General features: G+C 64.7%; 16 protein-coding genes and 1 tRNA gene. 7 read left to right on the top strand and 10 right to left on the bottom strand.

Features of this window, described 5'->3' with window-relative positions; translation table 11 throughout:
* Nucleotides 1–16: 16 nt before the first annotated feature.
* The 4 genes from B6V74_RS05330 to fsa all read right to left on the bottom strand — a co-directional run bounded on the left by B6V74_RS05330 (nt 17) and on the right by fsa (nt 3169).
* On the bottom strand, nt 17–709 hold the full coding sequence (locus tag B6V74_RS05330) for a CDP-alcohol phosphatidyltransferase family protein (protein WP_088719445.1): 693 nt from the start codon (nt 707–709) through the stop codon (nt 17–19).
* A 42-nt stretch (nt 710–751) separates the two neighbouring features.
* Nucleotides 752–1672 carry a tyrosine recombinase XerC gene (locus tag B6V74_RS05335; RefSeq protein ID WP_088722221.1) on the bottom strand — a complete coding sequence of 307 codons (921 nt, stop codon included), beginning with the start codon at nt 1670–1672 and terminating at the stop codon, nt 752–754.
* Nucleotides 1672–2376, bottom strand: coding sequence for a DUF484 family protein (locus B6V74_RS05340; RefSeq protein ID WP_075774302.1), 705 nt, complete (start codon nt 2374–2376; stop codon nt 1672–1674). Before B6V74_RS05340 ends, B6V74_RS05335 begins: the two co-directional genes overlap by 1 nt.
* A gap of 142 nt (nt 2377–2518) precedes the next feature.
* Nucleotides 2519–3169: a fructose-6-phosphate aldolase gene (fsa, locus tag B6V74_RS05345; RefSeq protein WP_088719447.1), complete on the bottom strand. Its 651-nt coding sequence runs from the start codon at nt 3167–3169 to the stop codon at nt 2519–2521.
* Between the two features lie 137 nt (nt 3170–3306).
* On the opposite strand from fsa, the gene B6V74_RS05350 reads away from it, so the two are divergent.
* Nucleotides 3307–5496 carry a primosomal protein N' gene (locus B6V74_RS05350; protein WP_088722618.1) on the top strand — a complete coding sequence of 730 codons (2190 nt, stop codon included), beginning with the start codon at nt 3307–3309 and terminating at the stop codon, nt 5494–5496.
* A 63-nt stretch (nt 5497–5559) separates the two neighbouring features.
* On the opposite strand, the gene B6V74_RS05355 is transcribed toward B6V74_RS05350, so the two are convergent.
* The 4 genes from B6V74_RS05355 to B6V74_RS05370 all read right to left on the bottom strand — a co-directional run bounded on the left by B6V74_RS05355 (nt 5560) and on the right by B6V74_RS05370 (nt 7885).
* On the bottom strand, nt 5560–6132 hold the full coding sequence (locus B6V74_RS05355; protein WP_088722222.1) for a cob(I)yrinic acid a,c-diamide adenosyltransferase: 573 nt from the start codon (nt 6130–6132) through the stop codon (nt 5560–5562).
* Complete coding sequence (locus B6V74_RS05360; RefSeq protein ID WP_075773805.1) at nt 6132–6335, bottom strand: twin transmembrane helix small protein; 204 nt, start codon at nt 6333–6335, stop codon at nt 6132–6134. The genes B6V74_RS05355 and B6V74_RS05360 overlap by 1 nt, the downstream gene beginning before the upstream one ends.
* Before the next feature lie 61 nt (nt 6336–6396).
* On the bottom strand, nt 6397–7236 hold the full coding sequence (locus tag B6V74_RS05365) for an SDR family NAD(P)-dependent oxidoreductase (protein WP_088722223.1): 840 nt from the start codon (nt 7234–7236) through the stop codon (nt 6397–6399).
* Between the two features lie 121 nt (nt 7237–7357).
* Nucleotides 7358–7885, bottom strand: coding sequence for an SH3 domain-containing protein (locus B6V74_RS05370; protein WP_088722224.1), 528 nt, complete (start codon nt 7883–7885; stop codon nt 7358–7360).
* A 169-nt stretch (nt 7886–8054) separates the two neighbouring features.
* Between B6V74_RS05370 and parC the strand changes: the two genes are divergently transcribed.
* Nucleotides 8055–10283 carry a DNA topoisomerase IV subunit A gene (gene parC, locus B6V74_RS05375; protein ID WP_075773808.1) on the top strand — a complete coding sequence of 743 codons (2229 nt, stop codon included), beginning with the start codon at nt 8055–8057 and terminating at the stop codon, nt 10281–10283.
* 132 nt (nt 10284–10415) lie between these two features.
* On the opposite strand, the gene B6V74_RS05380 is transcribed toward parC, so the two are convergent.
* Nucleotides 10416–11789 carry a cytochrome P450 gene (locus B6V74_RS05380; protein ID WP_088722225.1) on the bottom strand — a complete coding sequence of 458 codons (1374 nt, stop codon included), beginning with the start codon at nt 11787–11789 and terminating at the stop codon, nt 10416–10418.
* A 167-nt stretch (nt 11790–11956) separates the two neighbouring features.
* Between B6V74_RS05380 and tuf the strand changes: the two genes are divergently transcribed.
* The 4 genes from tuf (at nt 11957) to B6V74_RS05400 (ending at nt 15999) form a co-directional block, all read left to right on the top strand.
* Entirely contained in the window at nt 11957–13132 is a 1176-nt protein-coding gene (gene tuf / locus B6V74_RS05385; protein ID WP_077701325.1) for an elongation factor Tu, read from the top strand.
* A 142-nt stretch (nt 13133–13274) separates the two neighbouring features.
* Complete coding sequence (locus tag B6V74_RS05390) at nt 13275–14150, top strand: alpha/beta fold hydrolase (protein WP_088722226.1); 876 nt, start codon at nt 13275–13277, stop codon at nt 14148–14150.
* Between the two features lie 195 nt (nt 14151–14345).
* Nucleotides 14346–14942 (top strand): CatB-related O-acetyltransferase, encoded by a 597-nt coding sequence (locus B6V74_RS05395; protein WP_240497084.1) that lies wholly within the window; start codon nt 14346–14348, stop codon nt 14940–14942.
* Nucleotides 14943–15012: 70 nt separating this feature from the next.
* On the top strand, nt 15013–15999 hold the full coding sequence (locus B6V74_RS05400; RefSeq protein ID WP_088722228.1) for a zinc transporter ZntB: 987 nt from the start codon (nt 15013–15015) through the stop codon (nt 15997–15999).
* A 9-nt stretch (nt 16000–16008) separates the two neighbouring features.
* Here B6V74_RS05400 and B6V74_RS05405 read toward each other — a convergent pair whose 3' ends face one another.
* Nucleotides 16009–16569: a type 1 glutamine amidotransferase domain-containing protein gene (locus tag B6V74_RS05405; protein WP_088719454.1), complete on the bottom strand. Its 561-nt coding sequence runs from the start codon at nt 16567–16569 to the stop codon at nt 16009–16011.
* A gap of 162 nt (nt 16570–16731) precedes the next feature.
* Here B6V74_RS05405 and B6V74_RS05410 point away from each other — a divergent pair.
* Nucleotides 16732–16807, top strand: a tRNA-Trp gene (locus B6V74_RS05410).
* Nucleotides 16808–16936 lie beyond the last annotated feature (129 nt).

The raw sequence follows: 16936 nt of genomic DNA on the forward strand, positions 1-16936 counted from the left end.
GAGCGGCCGTCGCAGGTCAACGCCGTTCAGGGACGATTTGTTGCACGATGCCGACGAGCAGCAGGTAGAACGAGGTCACGACCAGCCCCCAATGCGCCCAGCTCGCCGGGTCGAAATCGACCCATGCGGCCCAGCCCGCGAAGAAGGTCCACAGAAGCGCCACAGGCAGAGAGACCACGCGCCAGCGCTTCGTGCGCACGGGGTGGATGAACTTCAGCGGCAGGAACATCGCGATGGCAAGCGCCACGACCACCACGAGGATCGTCCAATAGCCGGGCTTCAGCGCGAACAGCACCAGCACCAGCATGTTCCACGCGCCCGGAAAACCCTGAAACGAGTTGTCCTTCGTCTTCATCCGGGTGTCGGAGAAATAGACCACGCTGCCATATGTGATCGCGATGATCGCGAGCCAGCCCGTCCATCCCGGTAGCAGGCTCGACTGGAACAGCGCGAAGGCAGGGATGAAGACATAGGTCAGGTAGTCGATGATCAGGTCCATCAGGACGCCGTCATAGAGCGGAAAATTCGCCTTCACATCGTAGCGCCGCGCGAGCGGACCATCGATCCCGTCAACGAAGAACGCGGTGACGAGCCAAAGGAACATCATCGACCATTGGCCTTCCGCAGCCGCGAGAAGCGCGAGCATCGACAACACCGCGCCGGTGGCGGTCAGAAGGTGGACGAAAAGGGCTTTGATGCGGATATCCATTTGTCCGTGATGCCGGATTTGCGACGCAGGGGCAAGCGAACTTCAGGCGCGCGGATGGCTCTTGTCGTAGATTTCCATAAGTCGCGCCGCGTCGACGGCAGTGTAGATCTGGGTGGTGCCGAGGCTCGCATGGCCCAGCAGTTCCTGAATGGCGCGCAGATCGCCGCCAGCGGCCAGCAAATGCGTGGCAAAGCTGTGGCGCATCGCATGTGGCGTCGCGGTCGAAGGCAGGCCAAGCGACATGCGCGCCCGCTCCATCGCCTTGGAAATCATCCGCGGATTGAGCGGCTTTCCGCGTGCGCCGTAGAACAAGGGGGCGTCCGGCTCGGCCGGGTAGGGGCACAGGCGTATGTATTCGGCCACCGCCTCGCGGGCGGCGGGGACGACCGGGACCAGCCGTTCTTTGTCGCCCTTGCCGCGGATGCGCAGCACCTCTGGCAGCGGATGGGCGTCGGCGCGCAGCGCGAGCGCCTCGGATATCCGCAGCCCGCAGCCATAAAGCAGCGTCAGCACGGCGGCATCGCGCGCGGCGATCCACGGCTCCATCGCTTGCGTGTCGACCTGTTCGATCATCTCGGCGGCGGCGTCTTCGTTCAGCGGTCGCGGCAGCTTGCGTTGATATTTCGGGCTGCGGGTCGAGAGGATATGGCTCGCGTCGAACCCGTCGCGATCGGCGAGCCAGCGGATGAAGCTTTTGACCGAGGACAGAGCGCGGGCGAGCGAGCGCGACGAGACCTCGCGCGACCGCTCATGCGCCATCCATGCCCGCATGTCGGAAGGGCCGAGCTGCGCGATCCGGGCGGTGCCGAGGCTCTCGCCATGATGATTTTGCAGAAATCCCAGGAAGACCGCCACGTCGCGCCGATAGGCGGTGATCGTATGCTCGGACGCGTCGCGTAAACCGCGCAGATGGCTCAGCCACTCGGCGAGCGCGTCTTGCAGCCCTGCGGACGGCTCCGCCATCAATCCAGCCAGCGGCGCATCGTGCGTTCGAATACGCCTGCGAAGAAGGCCAGAAGATCGGTGCCCTGCGAGGGTTTGAACTGATGCGGATCCTCGGCGGCCATGACCAGCATGCCCGGCAGCCGGCCCTCGCCCAGATCGAGCTGCATCAGCGCCTCGGAGCGCACCCAGTTCGCGGCCTCGCCGAAGATCGCCTCGGAGCCGGGAACGGTCTGGCGCAGCACGACCTGTCGCGGCTGCCCGCCGCGCCCGCCGCGCATGTATTCGGTGATGAAGCCGGGTTCGGCCACGCAAAGCACCTCACCCAGCTGGCGAAGTGCCGGGTCGTCCTCGTTCTGGTGGCTCTCGAGCACCAGACGCACCGCATCGACGCGCAGGATCTCGGCCACTTCGGAAGCCAAATTCGACAGGAAGGACTGAAAGTCATGCGGGTCGAGCATCCGCAGAACCGCGCGGTGAATCTGGTTGGTACCTGCGAGGTTCTCATAGGCGGCGGCGATGACAGACCGGTGGGTGTCTTCCAGCCGGTCGAGCCGCGCCTCCAGCCGGGACATGGCCGCGCCGCGCAGATCGACGATATTGCCGCCCATCGCCGCTTCGTTCGCGGCGATCAGCGCCCGCATCAGGTCGCGGTCCTCGAGAATCACGTCAGGGTCGGAAATGATCTTGTCGCGGAGTTGCTCCACGAGGGCCGGTTCGGTCATGCCTGTCTCGTCGCTCATCGATGCGTCATTTTTTCCGAGCATACACGATGCGCATCGCGACGCAGTCCAAAAATCGGCCCCCGCGACGAAAAAGGCCCGCCGGATAGGCGGGCCTGTGCCGTTTCGGACTCACGCCGGAAGATCAGATCTTCTGGCCGGTCGCTTCCCAATCCTTGAGGAACTGGGCCAGACCCTTGTCGGTCAGCGGATGGTTCGCCATCGACTTGATAACCGCCGGCGGGGCGGTGATCACGTCGGCGCCGATGCGCGCGGCGTCGCTGATGTGGTTCACCGAGCGGATCGAGGCGGCGAGGATCTGGGTCGAGAAATCGTAGTTGTCATAGACCGTGCGGATGTCTTCGATCAGATCCATCCCGTCGAGGTTGATGTCGTCGAGGCGGCCGATGAAGGGCGAGATGAAGGTCGCGCCCGCCTTCGCGGCGAGGATCGCCTGCGCGGTCGAGAAGCACAGCGTGACATTGACCATGTGGCCTTCGGATGCGAAAGCCTTGCAAGCGGTCAGGCCGTCCCAGGTCAGCGGCACCTTGATCGCGATATTGGGGGCGATCTTGGCGAGCTTCATACCTTCTTCGATCATGTCCTTGGCTTCGGTGGCCACGACTTCGGCCGAGACCGGCCCGTGGACCATGTCGCAGATTTCCTTGGTGACTTCGAGAATGTTGCGGCCCGATTTCAGGATCAGCGACGGGTTGGTGGTCACGCCATCGACCATACCCAGATCGTTGAGTTCCTTGATCGCGGCGGTGTCAGCGGTATCGACGAAGAATTTCATGGCAGCTCTCCTTGGCGGCAGTCGCGAGCGTGTTAGCGCAAAAGCGGCGAGGGTGAAAGAGGTCGCAACGCCAGAGGGGCTCAGCCCCGCGGCTTCGCCGCTCCCGGGAATATTTAGTGCAGTTGGAAGGCATGGCGATGTCTGAACCCGGTTGGTTCGAAGAGGGCGCGCGGGTCGCGGTGCTGACAGCGGAGCCGATCGGGCGGCCGCTCGATTACCGCGCGCCGGAGGGCGGCTGCTACAACGGCGCTTTCGTCGAGGTGCCGCTGGGGCCGCGCAAGGTGCTGGGTGTGGTCTGGGGGCCAGGAGAGGGCGGCTTCGACGCGGCCAAGCTGCGCGCGGTGAACCGGGTCTTCGACGTGCCGCCGATGCGCGACGAACTGCGCGTTTTTCTGGAGCGGATGGCGGAGTACACGATGACGCCCCTGCCGCAGGTTTTGCGCCTCGCGACGCGGGCGCCGGGCTTGGGCGATCCGCCGGGGATGCGCAAGATCTACCGCTTGGGCGATCGTGAGCCGTCGCGGATGACCGATGCGCGGGCGCGGGTGCTCGAGGTGCTGGAAGAGCATGGCGGCGCGGGGTTTTACCTGAGCGAGTTGGCGCATCTGGCGGGGGTGACGACGCAGGTGGTGAAAGGGCTGGTGAAGACCGGTGCGCTGATCGAGGCGGAGGTCCCGCGCGATCAGCCCTTCCCGCGGCTCGATCCGGCGCGGCCCGGCAAGGCGCTGTCGGAGGCGCAGGCCGCCGCGGCGGAGGCGTTGCGGGCAGGCTCCGGCGCGTATTCGACGACGCTGCTTAAGGGCGTGACCGGATCGGGCAAGACGGAGGTTTATCTCGAGGCCGTCGCGGAATGTCTGCGCAAGGGGCGGCAGGCCTTGGTGCTGTTGCCCGAGATCGCTCTGAGTTCCGAGTTCCTTTCGCGGGTCGAGGCGCGGTTCGGCGCGCGCCCCGGCGAGTGGCATTCCGGCGTCACGCAGAGCGAGCGGCGCAGGCTGTGGAAGGCCTGCGGTGCGGGCGAGGTGCAGCTTGTCGTCGGCGCGCGCTCTGCGCTGTTCCTGCCGTTCCGCGATCTGGGGCTGATCGTCGTCGATGAGGAGCATGACAGCTCCTACAAGCAGGAGGAAGGCGTTCTCTATAATGCGCGCGATATGGCGGTGCTGCGCGCCTCGGGTTGTTCGGCGCAGGTGGTGCTGGCCTCGGCGACGCCGAGTCTCGAGACATGGGCCAACGCGGAGGCGGGGAAGTATCAGCGGCTCGATCTGGGCGCACGGTTCGGCACGGCGGAACTGCCCGAGATGGGCACGATCGACATGCGTGACGAGGCGATCGAGAGCGCGCATTGGATCGGGCCGACGCTGGTGAAGGAGGTGCTGGCGCGGGTGGCCGAGGGGCAGCAGGCGATGCTGTTTCTCAACCGTCGCGGCTATGCGCCGGTCACGATCTGCCGCGCCTGCGGGCATCAGATCGGCTGCGATCACTGCGACGCGCGGATGGTCGAGCACCGTTTCCTGAAGCGCCTCGTCTGCCACCAATGCGGCGAGACGAAGCCGATCCCGGTGAAATGCCCGAGCTGCGAAGTGGAAGGGAAGCTTGCGCCGGTCGGGCCGGGGGTCGAGCGGCTGGCCGAGGAGGTTGCGGAGCGCTTCCCCGACGCGCGCCTGGCGGTGCTGTCTTCTGACCTGTTCGGTTCAGCCCGCGCGCTGAAGGAGAAGATCGCCGAGATCGCACAGGGCGAGGCGGATATCATCATCGGCACCCAGATCGTGGCGAAGGGGCATAACTTCCCACGGCTGACCTTGGTGGGCGTGATCGACGCGGATCTGGGCCTGCAGGGCTCGGACCTGCGCGCGGCGGAGAAGACATTCCAACTGATGCGGCAGGTGGCGGGCCGGGCGGGCCGCGCCGAGGAGAAGGGCGCTGCGCTGTTGCAGACCTATCAGCCCGAGCACCCGGTGATCCGGGCGATTCTGGGCGGCGACGAGGAGGCGTTCTGGGCGCAGGAGGCGGCCGCGCGGCAGGCGCAGGGCGTACCGCCTTACGGGCGGATGGCCGGGATCATCCTGTCGGGGCCGGACCTGCAGCCGCTTTTCGAGATCGGCAATCACCTGGCGCGCAACGACGCCGCGCTGCGCCGGATCGGCGCGCAGGTCTTCGGGCCCGCGCCTGCGCCGATCGCGCGGGTGCGCGGGCGGCATCGGGTGCGGATGCTGGTGAAGGCAGAGAAAAGCGCGCCGCTGCAGGGCGCGCTCAAGGCTTGGCTCAAGGGGCTGAAGCTGCCGACGAATGCGCGGCTCGCAGTCGATATCGATCCGCAGAGCTTCCTTTGAGCGCGCCTAGCGGCTGCCTCTTCCCTTCGCCGGTGGTTTCTGGAAGCTCCGCCACTGCCTTCGTTAGCGGTTCGCTCCGGGAACCCATAACACATCATCCTTGCCATCGTTATTCGCGATCCGGGCTGCGACGAAGAACCAGTCGGACAGGCGGTTTAGATATTTCACTGCCCATTCGTTGACGCCTTCGATCGCGGCGAGGGACACGGCTTCGCGCTCGGCACGACGCGCGACGGTGCGCGACATGTGAAGGTGCGCCGCGAGCGCTGTGCCGCCCGGCAGGATGAAGCTGCGCAGCGGCTCGAGCTTCTTGTTCATCGCGTCGATCTCGGTCTCGAGCCGGGTCACTTGGGACTCGACCATGCGCAGGACCGGGTAGCCCGCCTCGTCGTCATGTTCCATGTCCGGGCGCGCCAGATCGGCGCCCAGATCGAAGAGGTCGTTCTGGATCACGGAAAGCTGCTTTTGCAGCGCCTCGTCGGCATGCAGGCGCGCGATACCCACGGTCGCGTTCAGCTCGTCCACCGTGCCATAGGCGGTCACGCGCGCGGAATGTTTGGCGACGCGCACCCCGTTCGAGAGCGCGGTTTCCCCGGTGTCGCCGGTGCGCGTGTAGATGCGATTGAGAACGACCATCAGCCACCCTTTCTGAGATAAACGAACAACAGGATCAACGCGATCGCGACCGCCTGGGCGGCAATGCGCAACCGCATCAGCTTGTTGGCATGTTTCTTGTTGAAATCGCCCCCGCGTCCGAAGCCCGCGATGCCGATCATCAAGATCACCAGAACCGCCAGACTTGCCACGGCGACGATGTAGAATAACGGGTCGTTGCGCATGTAGTCTCTCTCCCTCTGGGCTCAAGACATAGCTGGAGATCACGAAAATGCGAAAGGATTTTCAGCCCTTGGCCAGCACCCAGTCGAGCATCCGGTCCGGCAGGAAGCGGCGCACGACACTGATCGTCTTCGTGGGCGTGGTGATCTTGTAGCGCGGCTTCGGGTTCGGGGCCTCGAGCGCCTTGAGGATCGCCTTCGTCACCTCGGAGGGCGGCAGTTCGAACGTGTCGGGCTTGCCGCGGCCTTGGTAGAGACGCTTTAGCAAGCTGCCCTCGTATTGCGCGCGGCGGGCGGAGTTCTCCCAATCCACCCATTTCTCGAAAGGCGGGATCGAATTGACCCGGATTTTCGAGGTGATAGGGCCCGGCTGGATCAGCACGATCTTGATGTCCGTATCTGCCATCTCGAGCCGCATCACGTCGGTCAGCCCTTCCAGCGCGAATTTCGTCGAGGCGTAGGCTGCGCGCCATTTCAGACCGACGAAGCCCAGCACCGAGGAGCATTGCAGGATGCGTCCTTCGCCGTTGTCGCCCTGTGCGCGCATCACCTTGATCGCGCGGGTCGTCAGGTCGTGCAGGCCAAACAGGTTGGTCTCGAAAATCTCGCGCAGCGCGCCGGGCGGAATGTCCTCGGCAGCGCCGGGGCAGGCGAAGGCGGCGTTGTTGTAGAGCGCATCAAGCCGGCCATGCCCGCGCGCGAGCGCCTCGTTGAAGCCAGCCTCGATGCTTTCGGGATCGGCCACGTCGAGTTGGAACGAGACCAAGCCCTCGGAGCGCAGACGTTCGCAATCCTCTTCGCGGCGGCAGGTGGCGAAGACTTTCCAGCCCGCGGCCTTCAGCCCGTGGGCCGCGTCGTAGCCGATGCCCGAGGAGCATCCGGTGATCAGAATCGTCTTGGCCATGCGCGCGCCTTCCCTCTGATCCGGCGAGGCAAAGAAAAACCCGCCGGAGATATGCCTCCGGCGGGAATATTTTGACCCGGGTGGAAAAACAAGAATTTAGCGGTGCACCGCCTGTGAAAGCTCAGTTCGCCGGGCGCAGATATTTCTTCGAGACCCAGCCTTCGGTGCCGCCGCCTTCGATCTTCACATGCGCCCAACCGCCGCTCTCGGCCACAACGAGCACTTGATCGCCTTTGCGGACGCTGTCGATCGCGGCATTGCTGGTCGAGGGGCCCGAGCGCACGTTGAGGGCATTGGCCGAGACGCTCCAGAGCGTGCCGCCGTCGACTTCCGGCGCAGCGTTCTTGCGATGTTCGGGCGAGGGTTTGAGCTCAGGGCCCGGCATCCGCGTGTTCGGCGTGATGCGCGTGATCAGCGACGCCTTCTCGACTTTCGGCGTATCGGTCGGCGATGTGGCGGCCGCCTTCGCGACAATTTGAGGCGCTTCGCTGGCCGAAAGTTCTTGACTGTCGGTCGCGGCGCGTGACACCTGTACCGTGTCATTTGACGTAGCCGCAGAGGCCTGTTCGACGTCCCCGGGGACGTCGCGACCGGCGATGGCCATAACGGCGTAAATACCCGCCAAAGTGGTCAGCAACAACTTACCCATGTTCAACCCCCTGATTCCGAATTGGCAGCTGGGGAATCATTGAAATGTTAACACGATTCCGCCTGCTCTACGTCGGTGAAATTCCGCCGACGGGGGAAAAGTTCCTTGGAAATTCTTATTCCTGCTTTTCCCGCTGGACCGGGATCGGGCTCGGCTTTAGTAAATCGGCATGAGCAGTGACGAAGAAAATCCCCTCTCCACCAGTTCCGAACCGCTGAGCCGCGCGATTGGCGAGCGCTATCTGACCTATGCGCTCTCGACGATCATGCACCGGGCGCTGCCCGATGCGCGCGACGGGTTGAAGCCGGTGCATCGGCGCATCCTCTTCGCGATGCGCGAACTGAAGCTGTCGCCCACGGGCGGCTTTCGGAAATCCGCGAAGATCTCGGGTGACGTGATGGGGAACTACCACCCCCATGGCGACGCCGCGATCTACGACGCGATGGCGCGTCTCGCGCAGGATTTCGCGATGCGCTACAAGCTCGTCGACGGGCAGGGCAACTTCGGCAATATCGACGGCGATAACCCGGCAGCCTCGCGTTACACCGAGGCACGTCTGGCCTCACCGTCCGAGTCGCTTCTGGAAGGTCTGGCCGAGAACGCGGTCGATTACCGCCCGAACTACGACGGCACGCTGACCGAGCCGGTCGTGCTGCCCGCCGCCTTTCCGAACCTGCTGGCCAATGGCGCGAGCGGCATCGCGGTCGGCATGGCGACGAACATCCCCCCGCATAACCTCGGTGAGTTGGTCGAGGCGCTCTTGGAGATGATCAAGCGCCCCGCCATCACTGATGACGAGCTGGTCGAGCATATCCCCGGCCCCGACTTCCCGACCGGCGGCGTGCTGGTCGAGCCGCCCGAGAATATCCGCGACGCCTATCGCACCGGGCGCGGTGCGTTCCGTCTGCGGGCGCGCTGGGAGAAAGAGGATCTGGGTCGCGGCCAGTGGCAGATCGTCGTCACCGAGATCCCGTATCAGGTGCAGAAATCGAAGCTGATCGAGCGTCTGGCCGAGGTCATCCAGACCCGCAAAGTGCCCGCGCTGGCCGATGTGCGCGACGAGAGTGCCGACGATATCCGCATCGTGCTGGAGCCGAAATCGCGCACCGTCGAGCCCGAGATGCTGATGGGGATGCTGTTCAAGAACTCCGATCTGGAGGTCCGCTTCTCGCTCAACATGAACGTGCTGATCGACGGGCGGGTGCCGAAGGTCTGCTCGCTCAAGGAGGTGCTGCGCGCCTTCCTCGATCACCGGCGCGAGGTGCTGTTGCGCCGTTCGCAGCATCGGATGGACAAGATCGACGCGCGTCTGGAAGTGCTCGAAGGCTACATTATCGCCTTCCTGAACCTCGACCGGGTGATCGAGATCATTCGCTACGAGGACGAACCCAAAGCGATGCTGATGGCCGAGTTCGAGCTGTCGGACGTGCAGGCCGAAGCTATCCTAAACATGCGCCTGCGCAGTCTGCGCAAGCTCGAGGAGATGGAGCTCAAGCGCGAGCGTGATGCACTGATCGAAGAGCGCTCGGGACTGGAAGACCTTCTCGCCTCCGAAAAGCTGCAATGGAAGACGATCGGCGGTGAGCTGAAAGAGATCGACAAGAAATTCGGCCGCAACGCCGAGGGCGGCGCGCGACGCACCGGCTTCGCCGAGGCCGGTGAGGTCGAGGAAGTGCCGATCGAGGCGATGATCGAACGCGAACCGATTACCGTGATCCTGTCGAAGATGGGCTGGATCCGGGCGATGAAGGGCCACAACGCGCTCGACGCCGAGGTGAAGTTCAAGGATGGCGACGGGCCGATGTTCGCCATGCATGCCGAGACCACGGACCGGATCGTCGCGATGGGCTCCAACGGGCGCGCCTATACGGTGCTCGGGGCGAATCTGCCCGGCGGGCGCGGCATGGGCGAGCCGCTGCGGCTGATGGTCGACCTGCCCAACGAGGCGGAGGTGACGCATCTGCTGCTGCCGAAGGCGGGCGAGAAATACCTTCTAGCCTCCTCGGATGGCGACGGGTTCGTCTGCCCGGGCGAAGAGCTCGTGGCGCAGACCAAATCGGGCAAGCAGGTTCTGAACATGAAGGGGGCGGCGAAAACCACCGTCTGTTCGAAGATCGACGGCGACACGGTTGCCTGCGTCGGTCAGAACCGCAAGCTGCTGGTATTCCCGCTGGAAGAGCTGCCCGAAATGGCGCGCGGCAAAGGCGTCCGTTTGCAGAAATACAAGGACGGGGGGCTGAGCGACGCGAAGACCTTCACCTTGGCCGATGGTCTGAGCTGGAAGGATCCGGCGGGCCGCACGCGGACCGAGACCGATCTCGCCGAATGGACCGGCAAGCGCGCCTCGGCGGGCCGCATGGCCCCGCGTGGCTTCCCGCGGGACAACAGGTTCACCTGAGGCTTTACCTGAGGGATCGTCCGGACAGGCCCGGGCGATCCGGCAGGGGGCGCTGCCCCCTCTTGCCCTGTCGGGCAATTCACCCCCGGGATATTTTCGCCAAGGCGAAGCATGAGTGTTCGCTCTCGCCCGTTACGCGTGCTCTACCGTCAGCCAGATACCGCCCTTTGGGCGTGTGGTCAGGATCATCTCCGGCACAGGCTCGCGGCCCGGCACGGCGGTGAAGCGGAACCGGGCGAGGAGCGTGGCGAGGATGATCTGTGCTTCCTGCATCGCGAAGCCCGCGCCGATGCAAATGCGTGGCCCAGCCCCGAAGGGCAGGAAGGCGAAGCGGTCATGCGTCGGATCGGCGAAACGATCCGGGCGGAAAGCATGCGGGTTGTCCCAGAGCGCGTGGTGACGGTGGAGCGCGTAGATCGGCAGCATCACCGTGTCGCCTGCGCGCACCTCGCGGCCCAGAAGCGTGTCGGGTTTGCGCGCCGTGCGCGACAGGAAACCCGCAGGCGGGTAGAGCCGCAGGCTCTCGTTCACGATCTGCGCGACGAGGGGCATTTTCGGCAGGTCATCGACGGTCGCCGCATGCGCGCCGAGCGTGGCCTGCGCCTCGCTGCGAGCGGCCTCCTGCACCTGCGGATCGAAGGCGCAGAGGTAGAGCGCCCAGGCGAGCGTCAGGGCGGTCGTCTCGTGGCCTGCGACGATGAAGGTCAGCAGGTTGTCGCGTAGCTCGGCCGGGCTCATCTCGCGGCCGGTTTCGGGGTCCTGCGCGCCGTCGAGTAGGTCCAGAAGGTCGGGCACCGCCTTCGCCTCGCTCGCGCGCCGTGCCTCGATCGCGCGGTCCGCATGGCGCTTGAGGTCGCGCACGACGCCCGAGGAGATCACCCGATGCGGGCGCGGCACCCAGGCAGGCAGGGCGAAAAGATCCAGAAGCGAGACCTTTGCCGTCTGCGCGATATAGGCGTCGATCGCCCGATGGATCGCGGCGCGGTCGAAGCCTTCGTCGCCCGAGAAGGTCACGTCCGAGATCACCTCGAAGGTCGCGGCCACCATTTCCTGATGCAGATCCACGGCGCGACCGGTATCGGCGGCGGTGCTGATGCGCGCGGCAGAGGCCTCCGCTGCGGCCCCCATGACGGGGGCGAGCGCCTCCATGTTGCGCGCGGCGAAGACCGGCGAGGCGGCGCGACGCTGCCAGCGCCATTCGGCTCCTTCGGCGACGAACAGACCTTCCCCAACGGCAGGGCCGAGAATGAGCTTGGTCACCACCGATTTCGGATAATCCTCGACGCGCGTCTTGAGGATGTGACGCAGGCTGTCAGGGTCCATGACCATATGCCAGCGCGCGCCTGTATTGCCCGAGATGATCGGTGCATGCGTCGCCAGTTCCGGTATGATTTCCAACAGGTTGCGCCGCGCAGCCCGGAAGCTCGCGAGGATCCCCAGCGGGTGCTCGGCAAGCGGTGCGCGGGCGGGAAGGCGGTGGGTGTCGTCTGTCGCAGCGTAATCCATGACGGGATGGTAGTGCGGAGCGGGTCGCTGCCCAAGCGAAACCGCGAACACAGACAGGGGAAACCCTGCATTCCGGGCTTGATTTTTCCCCGCCAGGGCAATAGGTAGCGCGCGATATTGACTCGGGCTCGCTGCTAGCGGCCCCCTAACCAGAGGCGCCCCGCGAGATGGCAAAGGAAAAGTTTGAACGTAACAAACCGCACGTCAACATCGGCACGATTGGCCACGTTGACCACGGCAAGACGACGCTGACGGCTGCGATCACGAAGTATTTCGGTGATTTCCGCGCGTATGACCAGATCGACGGCGCGCCGGAAGAGAAAGCCCGCGGCATCACGATCTCGACCGCGCACGTGGAGTACGAGACCGAGTCGCGTCACTACGCGCACGTCGACTGCCCCGGCCACGCCGACTACGTGAAGAACATGATCACGGGTGCCGCGCAGATGGACGGCGCGATCCTGGTCGTGAACGCAGCTGACGGCCCGATGCCGCAGACGCGCGAGCACATCCTGCTCGGCCGTCAGGTCGGCATCCCGGCGATGGTCGTGTACCTGAACAAGGTTGACCAGGTCGACGACGAGGAGCTGCTCGAGCTCGTGGAAATGGAAGTTCGCGAACTTCTGTCGTCCTACGACTTCCCCGGCGACGATATCCCGATCATCAAGGGTTCGGCTCTGGCCGCGATGGAAGGCCGTGATCCGGAAATCGGCGAGAACTCGATCCGTGCTCTGATGGAAGCTGTCGACAGCTACATCCCGACGCCGGAGCGCGCCGTGGACCAGCCCTTCCTGATGCCGATCGAAGACGTGTTCTCGATCTCGGGTCGTGGTACGGTTGTGACCGGCCGCGTCGAGCGTGGCGTGATCAACGTCGGCGACGAGCTGGAAATCGTGGGCATCCGCGACACCTCGAAGACGACCTGCACGGGCGTCGAGATGTTCCGCAAGCTGCTGGACCGTGGTGAAGCTGGCGACAACATCGGCGCGCTGCTGCGCGGCATCGACCGTGACGGCGTCGAGCGTGGTCAGGTTCTGTGCAAGCCGGGTTCGGTGAAGCCGCACACGAAGTTCGAAGCTGAAGCCTACATCCTCACCAAAGAGGAAGGTGGCCGTCACACCCCGTTCTTCGCGAACTACCGTCCGCAGTTCTACTTCCGCACGACGGACGTGACCGGCACCGTGACGCTGCCCGAGGGCACCGAGATGGTGATGCCGGGCGACAACCTGAAGTTCGAAGTCGAACTGATCGCTCCGATCGCGATGGAAGACGGTCTGCGCTTCGCAATCCGCGAAGGCGGCCGCACTGTCGGCGCCGGCGTGGTGTCGAAAATCATCGAGTGATCTTCGGATCATTTGGACTTGCGAAGGGCCGCCCGCTTGGGCGGCCCTTTTGCTTTGCGTGAAAGACGCGGTGCCGGTGGTCGCAATCGCGGGTGTCTCGCGCTAGATCTTCTGCGGATCGGGTGGCGCGGGAGGACAAGACATGGTGGAGACGAACGGTGCGCGTGAGCGGCACTGGGACGTGGACGGGCTACGGATCGCCGGGCTCGAATGGGGCTCCGAGGAGGGGCTGCCGGTCTTGGCGCTGCATGGTTGGATGGATCATGCAGCAAGCTTTGCCGAGCTCGCGCCGCGGCTGAATGGCTGCCATGTCGTCGCGCTCGATTTGAGCGGGCAGGGGCTGAGCGGGCATCGCGCGGCCCATGCGAGCTACAATATCTGGGACGACTTGCCGCAGATCCTGCGGGTGCTCGACGCTCTGGGCTGGAAGGAGTGCGTGCTGCTGGGCCATTCGCGCGGCGCCAATATCTCGGCGTTGCTGGCGGCGGCGATGCCGGAGCGGGTGCGGGGTTTCATCGCGCTCGATTCGCTGGCCCCCGAGCCGGTGGCGCAGGATTTCGTCACAACTCTGCGCGCCTATCTGACCGAAGTGCCAACGCAGGCGGCGCGACCTCCGCGCCGTTTCCCGACGCGCGAGGCCTATATCGCGCGCCGCGCGGGGCAGGGCAATGCGCGCGCGGTGGCCGAGGCGCTGGCGGAGCGTGCGCTGGAAGACGGCCCGGAGGGCTGGCATCTGCGCGGCGACCGGCGGCTGTTCGCAAGCTCTGCAGCGAAACTCGATCGCGACGATGTGGAGGCGGTGCTGCGGGCGATCCGGGCACCGGTGCTCAATATCTGGGCTGCGGACGGGATCCGGGCGCGGCGCGAGGGCACGGCGGAGCTGGCGCGATGGGGGGCCGAGCTGATCGCCGATTATGAGAGCGTGGAGATCGCAGGCGACCACCATTTCCACCTCGACCCTGACGCGGCGGAGCAGATCGCGAAGGCGATGACGGAGTGGCGCGCGCGTAAGCTGTGACCGGACGGCTGGCGCGGACCCGTCGCTTGCGCTAGACTGGACGAGCACGCAATGGAGGCGCCGATGGACAAGACCCTTTTCTGATCCCGTTTCCCTGAAACTCTGATCGAGAGAGGTCTCTCCATGTCTGCCCATCCGCTGCCGCGGCGCTTTCCTGCGCCCGATACCCGCAATCCTGTACTGCTGCCCGATGGCATGCCGCATGAACCCACCGTGTTCCTGCAGGCGGTGATCGATCATCCCAATATCGAGGTCGGGCGCTATGCTTATTACAGTCCTCTCGTTCCCGTGCCGGACGCGGCGGCGGAGCTGGCGCCGTATCTGTTTCCCGGCTGCCCCGAGCGGCTGGTGATCGGCCCCTTCGCGCAGATCGCTCATGGGGTGCGCTTCATCACCGCCTCCGCAAATCACCCGATGGGCGGGATTACGACCTATCCGTTCCGGATTTTCGACATGGAGACAGCGGGGAAATATCTCGAGGAGAACGCCGCGACTGGGGACACTGTCATCGGGCCGGATGTCTGGCTAGGCTTCAATGCAATGGCGATGCCCGGGGTGCGCATCAGCGCGGGGGCGATCGTGGCGGCTGGCTCGGTTGTGGCGCAGGACGTGCCGCCCTTTGCCATCGTTGCTGGCAATCCGGCGCGGGTGGTGCGGTTCCGGTTCAGCCCGGGGGAGGTCGCGCGGCTGCTCGATCTCGCATGGTGGGATTGGCCCGTGGAAGCGATCCGCGCCGCGCTTCCGGCGCTGGAAGCAGGGGATGTCGCGACGCTGGCCGAACACGCGCCTTGAGCGAGAGGCTTGCCGCTGCGCGCAACGACGCTAGGCTCTGGGCAACGCTACGATTTCGCCCGGAGCCCGGATGACCAACAGCCCGATCCTCTTCTCGCATATCCTCTCGGGCGCGCCCGATCCTGACGGGCCTGCCGATATCGTCGAGGCGCTACGGGACGAACGGCTCGCCTGGGCGCATCTGGACGGGACGCACCCGCAGGCGCAGCGCTGGATTCGCGAGGAGCTGGATTACCTCGACCCGCAGGCGGTGGAGGCGTTGCTAGATGTCGATACGCGCCCGCGCATGAGCCAGATCGGCGAGGGGCTTCTGGTGATCCTGCGCGCGATCAACTTCAACGAGGGCGAAGACCCCGAGGATATGGTCTCGCTGCGGATGTATCTCGACCGGCAGCGCATCCTGACGATCTCGCGCAAGCGCGTGCGCGCGATCGAGCACATGAACACGGCGATCCGCGACGGCCAAGGGCCCAGCGACGCGGGCAGCTTCCTCGTGCAACTCACCGAGGATATCGTCGGCAATATCGGAGTGTTCCAGAGCGAATTGGACGAACGGGCCGAAACGCTAGAGGATCAGGTCTATGGCGGGCACGCCGATCACATGCGCCGCGACGTTCTCGACCTGCGGCTGCAGGTGATCGCGGCGCGGCGTTACCTCGCGCCGCAACGCGAAGCCCTGATCCGTCTGACGCAGGCGGAGAGCCCGATCATCGACGAGGTCACGCGGCGCGAGATCGAGGAAGAAGCGTTGAAGATGACGCGGATTTCGGAAGATATGGACGAGCTGCGCGATCAGGCGCAGGTGCTCCGCGAGGAACTCTCGAGCCAGCTGTCGGATCGGGTGAACCGCAACACCTTCGTGCTGTCGGTGGTCTCCACGATCTTCCTGCCGCTCGGGTTTCTTACCGGCCTCTTCGGGGTCAACATCGGCGGGATGCCGGGGCTGAATTCCGACAATGCGTTCAATTATCTGGTGATCGTCTGCGTGGTGATCGTCGCCGTGCAGTTGATGGTCATGGGCCTCCTGCGCCTCTATTCGAAGCGCAGGAAGCGGTAATTCACGCGATCAGGCGGCGTCGCGCATGTGGCGACCTTCCTGCACCTCCTCGATGATCTTTGCGACGAAATCGTCGAGATCCTTCGGGTTGCGCGAGGTGACGACGCCATTGTCGGAAACCACGGATTCGTTGACCCATTCGCCACCGGCGTTTTCGACATCGGTGCGCACCGAGTGATACGAGGTCATCTTGCGCCCCTTGGCGATCCCGGTTTCGATCAGAAGCCAAGGTGCGTGGCAAACCGCGGCTACAACCTTCCCCTGGTCATAGAAATTGCGCAGCAGGTCCAGCGCGCTTTTCTCGACACGAAGAAGGTCGGGGTTGATCTGACCGCCGGGTAGAACGATCGCATCGTAATTTGACGCATCGACATCGGAGATCTTGCGCTGCACCGAAACGGTTTCGCCCCAGTCGGTTTCGTCCCAACCGCAGATATCTTCGCCGTCGAGCGAGGCGATGTCGATCTGCGCGCCTGCTTCGATCAGCTTGTCGCGCGGAACGGTCAATTCGGCCTGCTCGAAACCATCGGTGGCCATGATCAGAATGCGGGCTTCGGTAATCTTTGGCATATGCTTTCCTTTCCAGAGGCGCAGCTTGCGCGGGTTCGGAGGAAAAACGATCTGTGCTCGGCTTGCGTTCCACGGCGATTTCTTCGGCGGGGAAATGCGAGAGATCGATGGAAAGGTACTTGATTTCGGTCGCGCGAGACTTTAGCACCCACGCCACGGCCTAGGGGTATAGCTCAGTTGGTAGAGCATCGGTCTCCAAAACCGAGGGTCGCGGGTTCGAGTCCCTCTGCCCCTGCCAGCCGTTTCCTGAAAATTTACGTTCGTTCGCGTAACGTTCCGAAAGATGGCGTCACCTGACGCCGATTTCGGACGCTATCGCGAGGAATCGTTGTGCTGGGCAGAATTTTCCGGGTCTTTCATCGATATG

This window comes from Thioclava sp. F42-5 (assembly GCF_002213195.1).
In the GTDB taxonomy this organism is placed as follows: Bacteria; Pseudomonadota; Alphaproteobacteria; order Rhodobacterales; family Rhodobacteraceae; genus Thioclava; species Thioclava nitratireducens.

Excerpts from the sequence above, each read along its gene's own strand:
- B6V74_RS05330 (WP_088719445.1), bottom strand. The coding sequence starts at position 709 with ATGGATATCCGCATCAAAGCCCTTTTCGTCCACCTTCTGACCGCCACC.
- B6V74_RS05335 (WP_088722221.1), bottom strand. The coding sequence starts at position 1,672 with ATGGCGGAGCCGTCCGCAGGGCTGCAAGACGCGCTCGCCGAGTGGCTG.
- B6V74_RS05340 (WP_075774302.1), bottom strand. The coding sequence starts at position 2,376 with ATGACCGAACCGGCCCTCGTGGAGCAACTCCGCGACAAGATCATTTCC.
- fsa (WP_088719447.1), bottom strand. The coding sequence starts at position 3,169 with ATGAAATTCTTCGTCGATACCGCTGACACCGCCGCGATCAAGGAACTC.
- B6V74_RS05350 (WP_088722618.1), top strand. The coding sequence starts at position 3,307 with ATGTCTGAACCCGGTTGGTTCGAAGAGGGCGCGCGGGTCGCGGTGCTG.
- B6V74_RS05355 (WP_088722222.1), bottom strand. The coding sequence starts at position 6,132 with ATGGTCGTTCTCAATCGCATCTACACGCGCACCGGCGACACCGGGGAA.
- B6V74_RS05360 (WP_075773805.1), bottom strand. The coding sequence starts at position 6,335 with ATGCGCAACGACCCGTTATTCTACATCGTCGCCGTGGCAAGTCTGGCG.
- B6V74_RS05365 (WP_088722223.1), bottom strand. The coding sequence starts at position 7,236 with ATGGCCAAGACGATTCTGATCACCGGATGCTCCTCGGGCATCGGCTAC.
- B6V74_RS05370 (WP_088722224.1), bottom strand. The coding sequence starts at position 7,885 with ATGGGTAAGTTGTTGCTGACCACTTTGGCGGGTATTTACGCCGTTATG.
- parC (WP_075773808.1), top strand. The coding sequence starts at position 8,055 with ATGAGCAGTGACGAAGAAAATCCCCTCTCCACCAGTTCCGAACCGCTG.
- B6V74_RS05380 (WP_088722225.1), bottom strand. The coding sequence starts at position 11,789 with ATGGATTACGCTGCGACAGACGACACCCACCGCCTTCCCGCCCGCGCA.
- tuf (WP_077701325.1), top strand. The coding sequence starts at position 11,957 with ATGGCAAAGGAAAAGTTTGAACGTAACAAACCGCACGTCAACATCGGC.
- B6V74_RS05390 (WP_088722226.1), top strand. The coding sequence starts at position 13,275 with ATGGTGGAGACGAACGGTGCGCGTGAGCGGCACTGGGACGTGGACGGG.
- B6V74_RS05395 (WP_240497084.1), top strand. The coding sequence starts at position 14,346 with ATGCCGCATGAACCCACCGTGTTCCTGCAGGCGGTGATCGATCATCCC.
- B6V74_RS05400 (WP_088722228.1), top strand. The coding sequence starts at position 15,013 with ATGACCAACAGCCCGATCCTCTTCTCGCATATCCTCTCGGGCGCGCCC.
- B6V74_RS05405 (WP_088719454.1), bottom strand. The coding sequence starts at position 16,569 with ATGCCAAAGATTACCGAAGCCCGCATTCTGATCATGGCCACCGATGGT.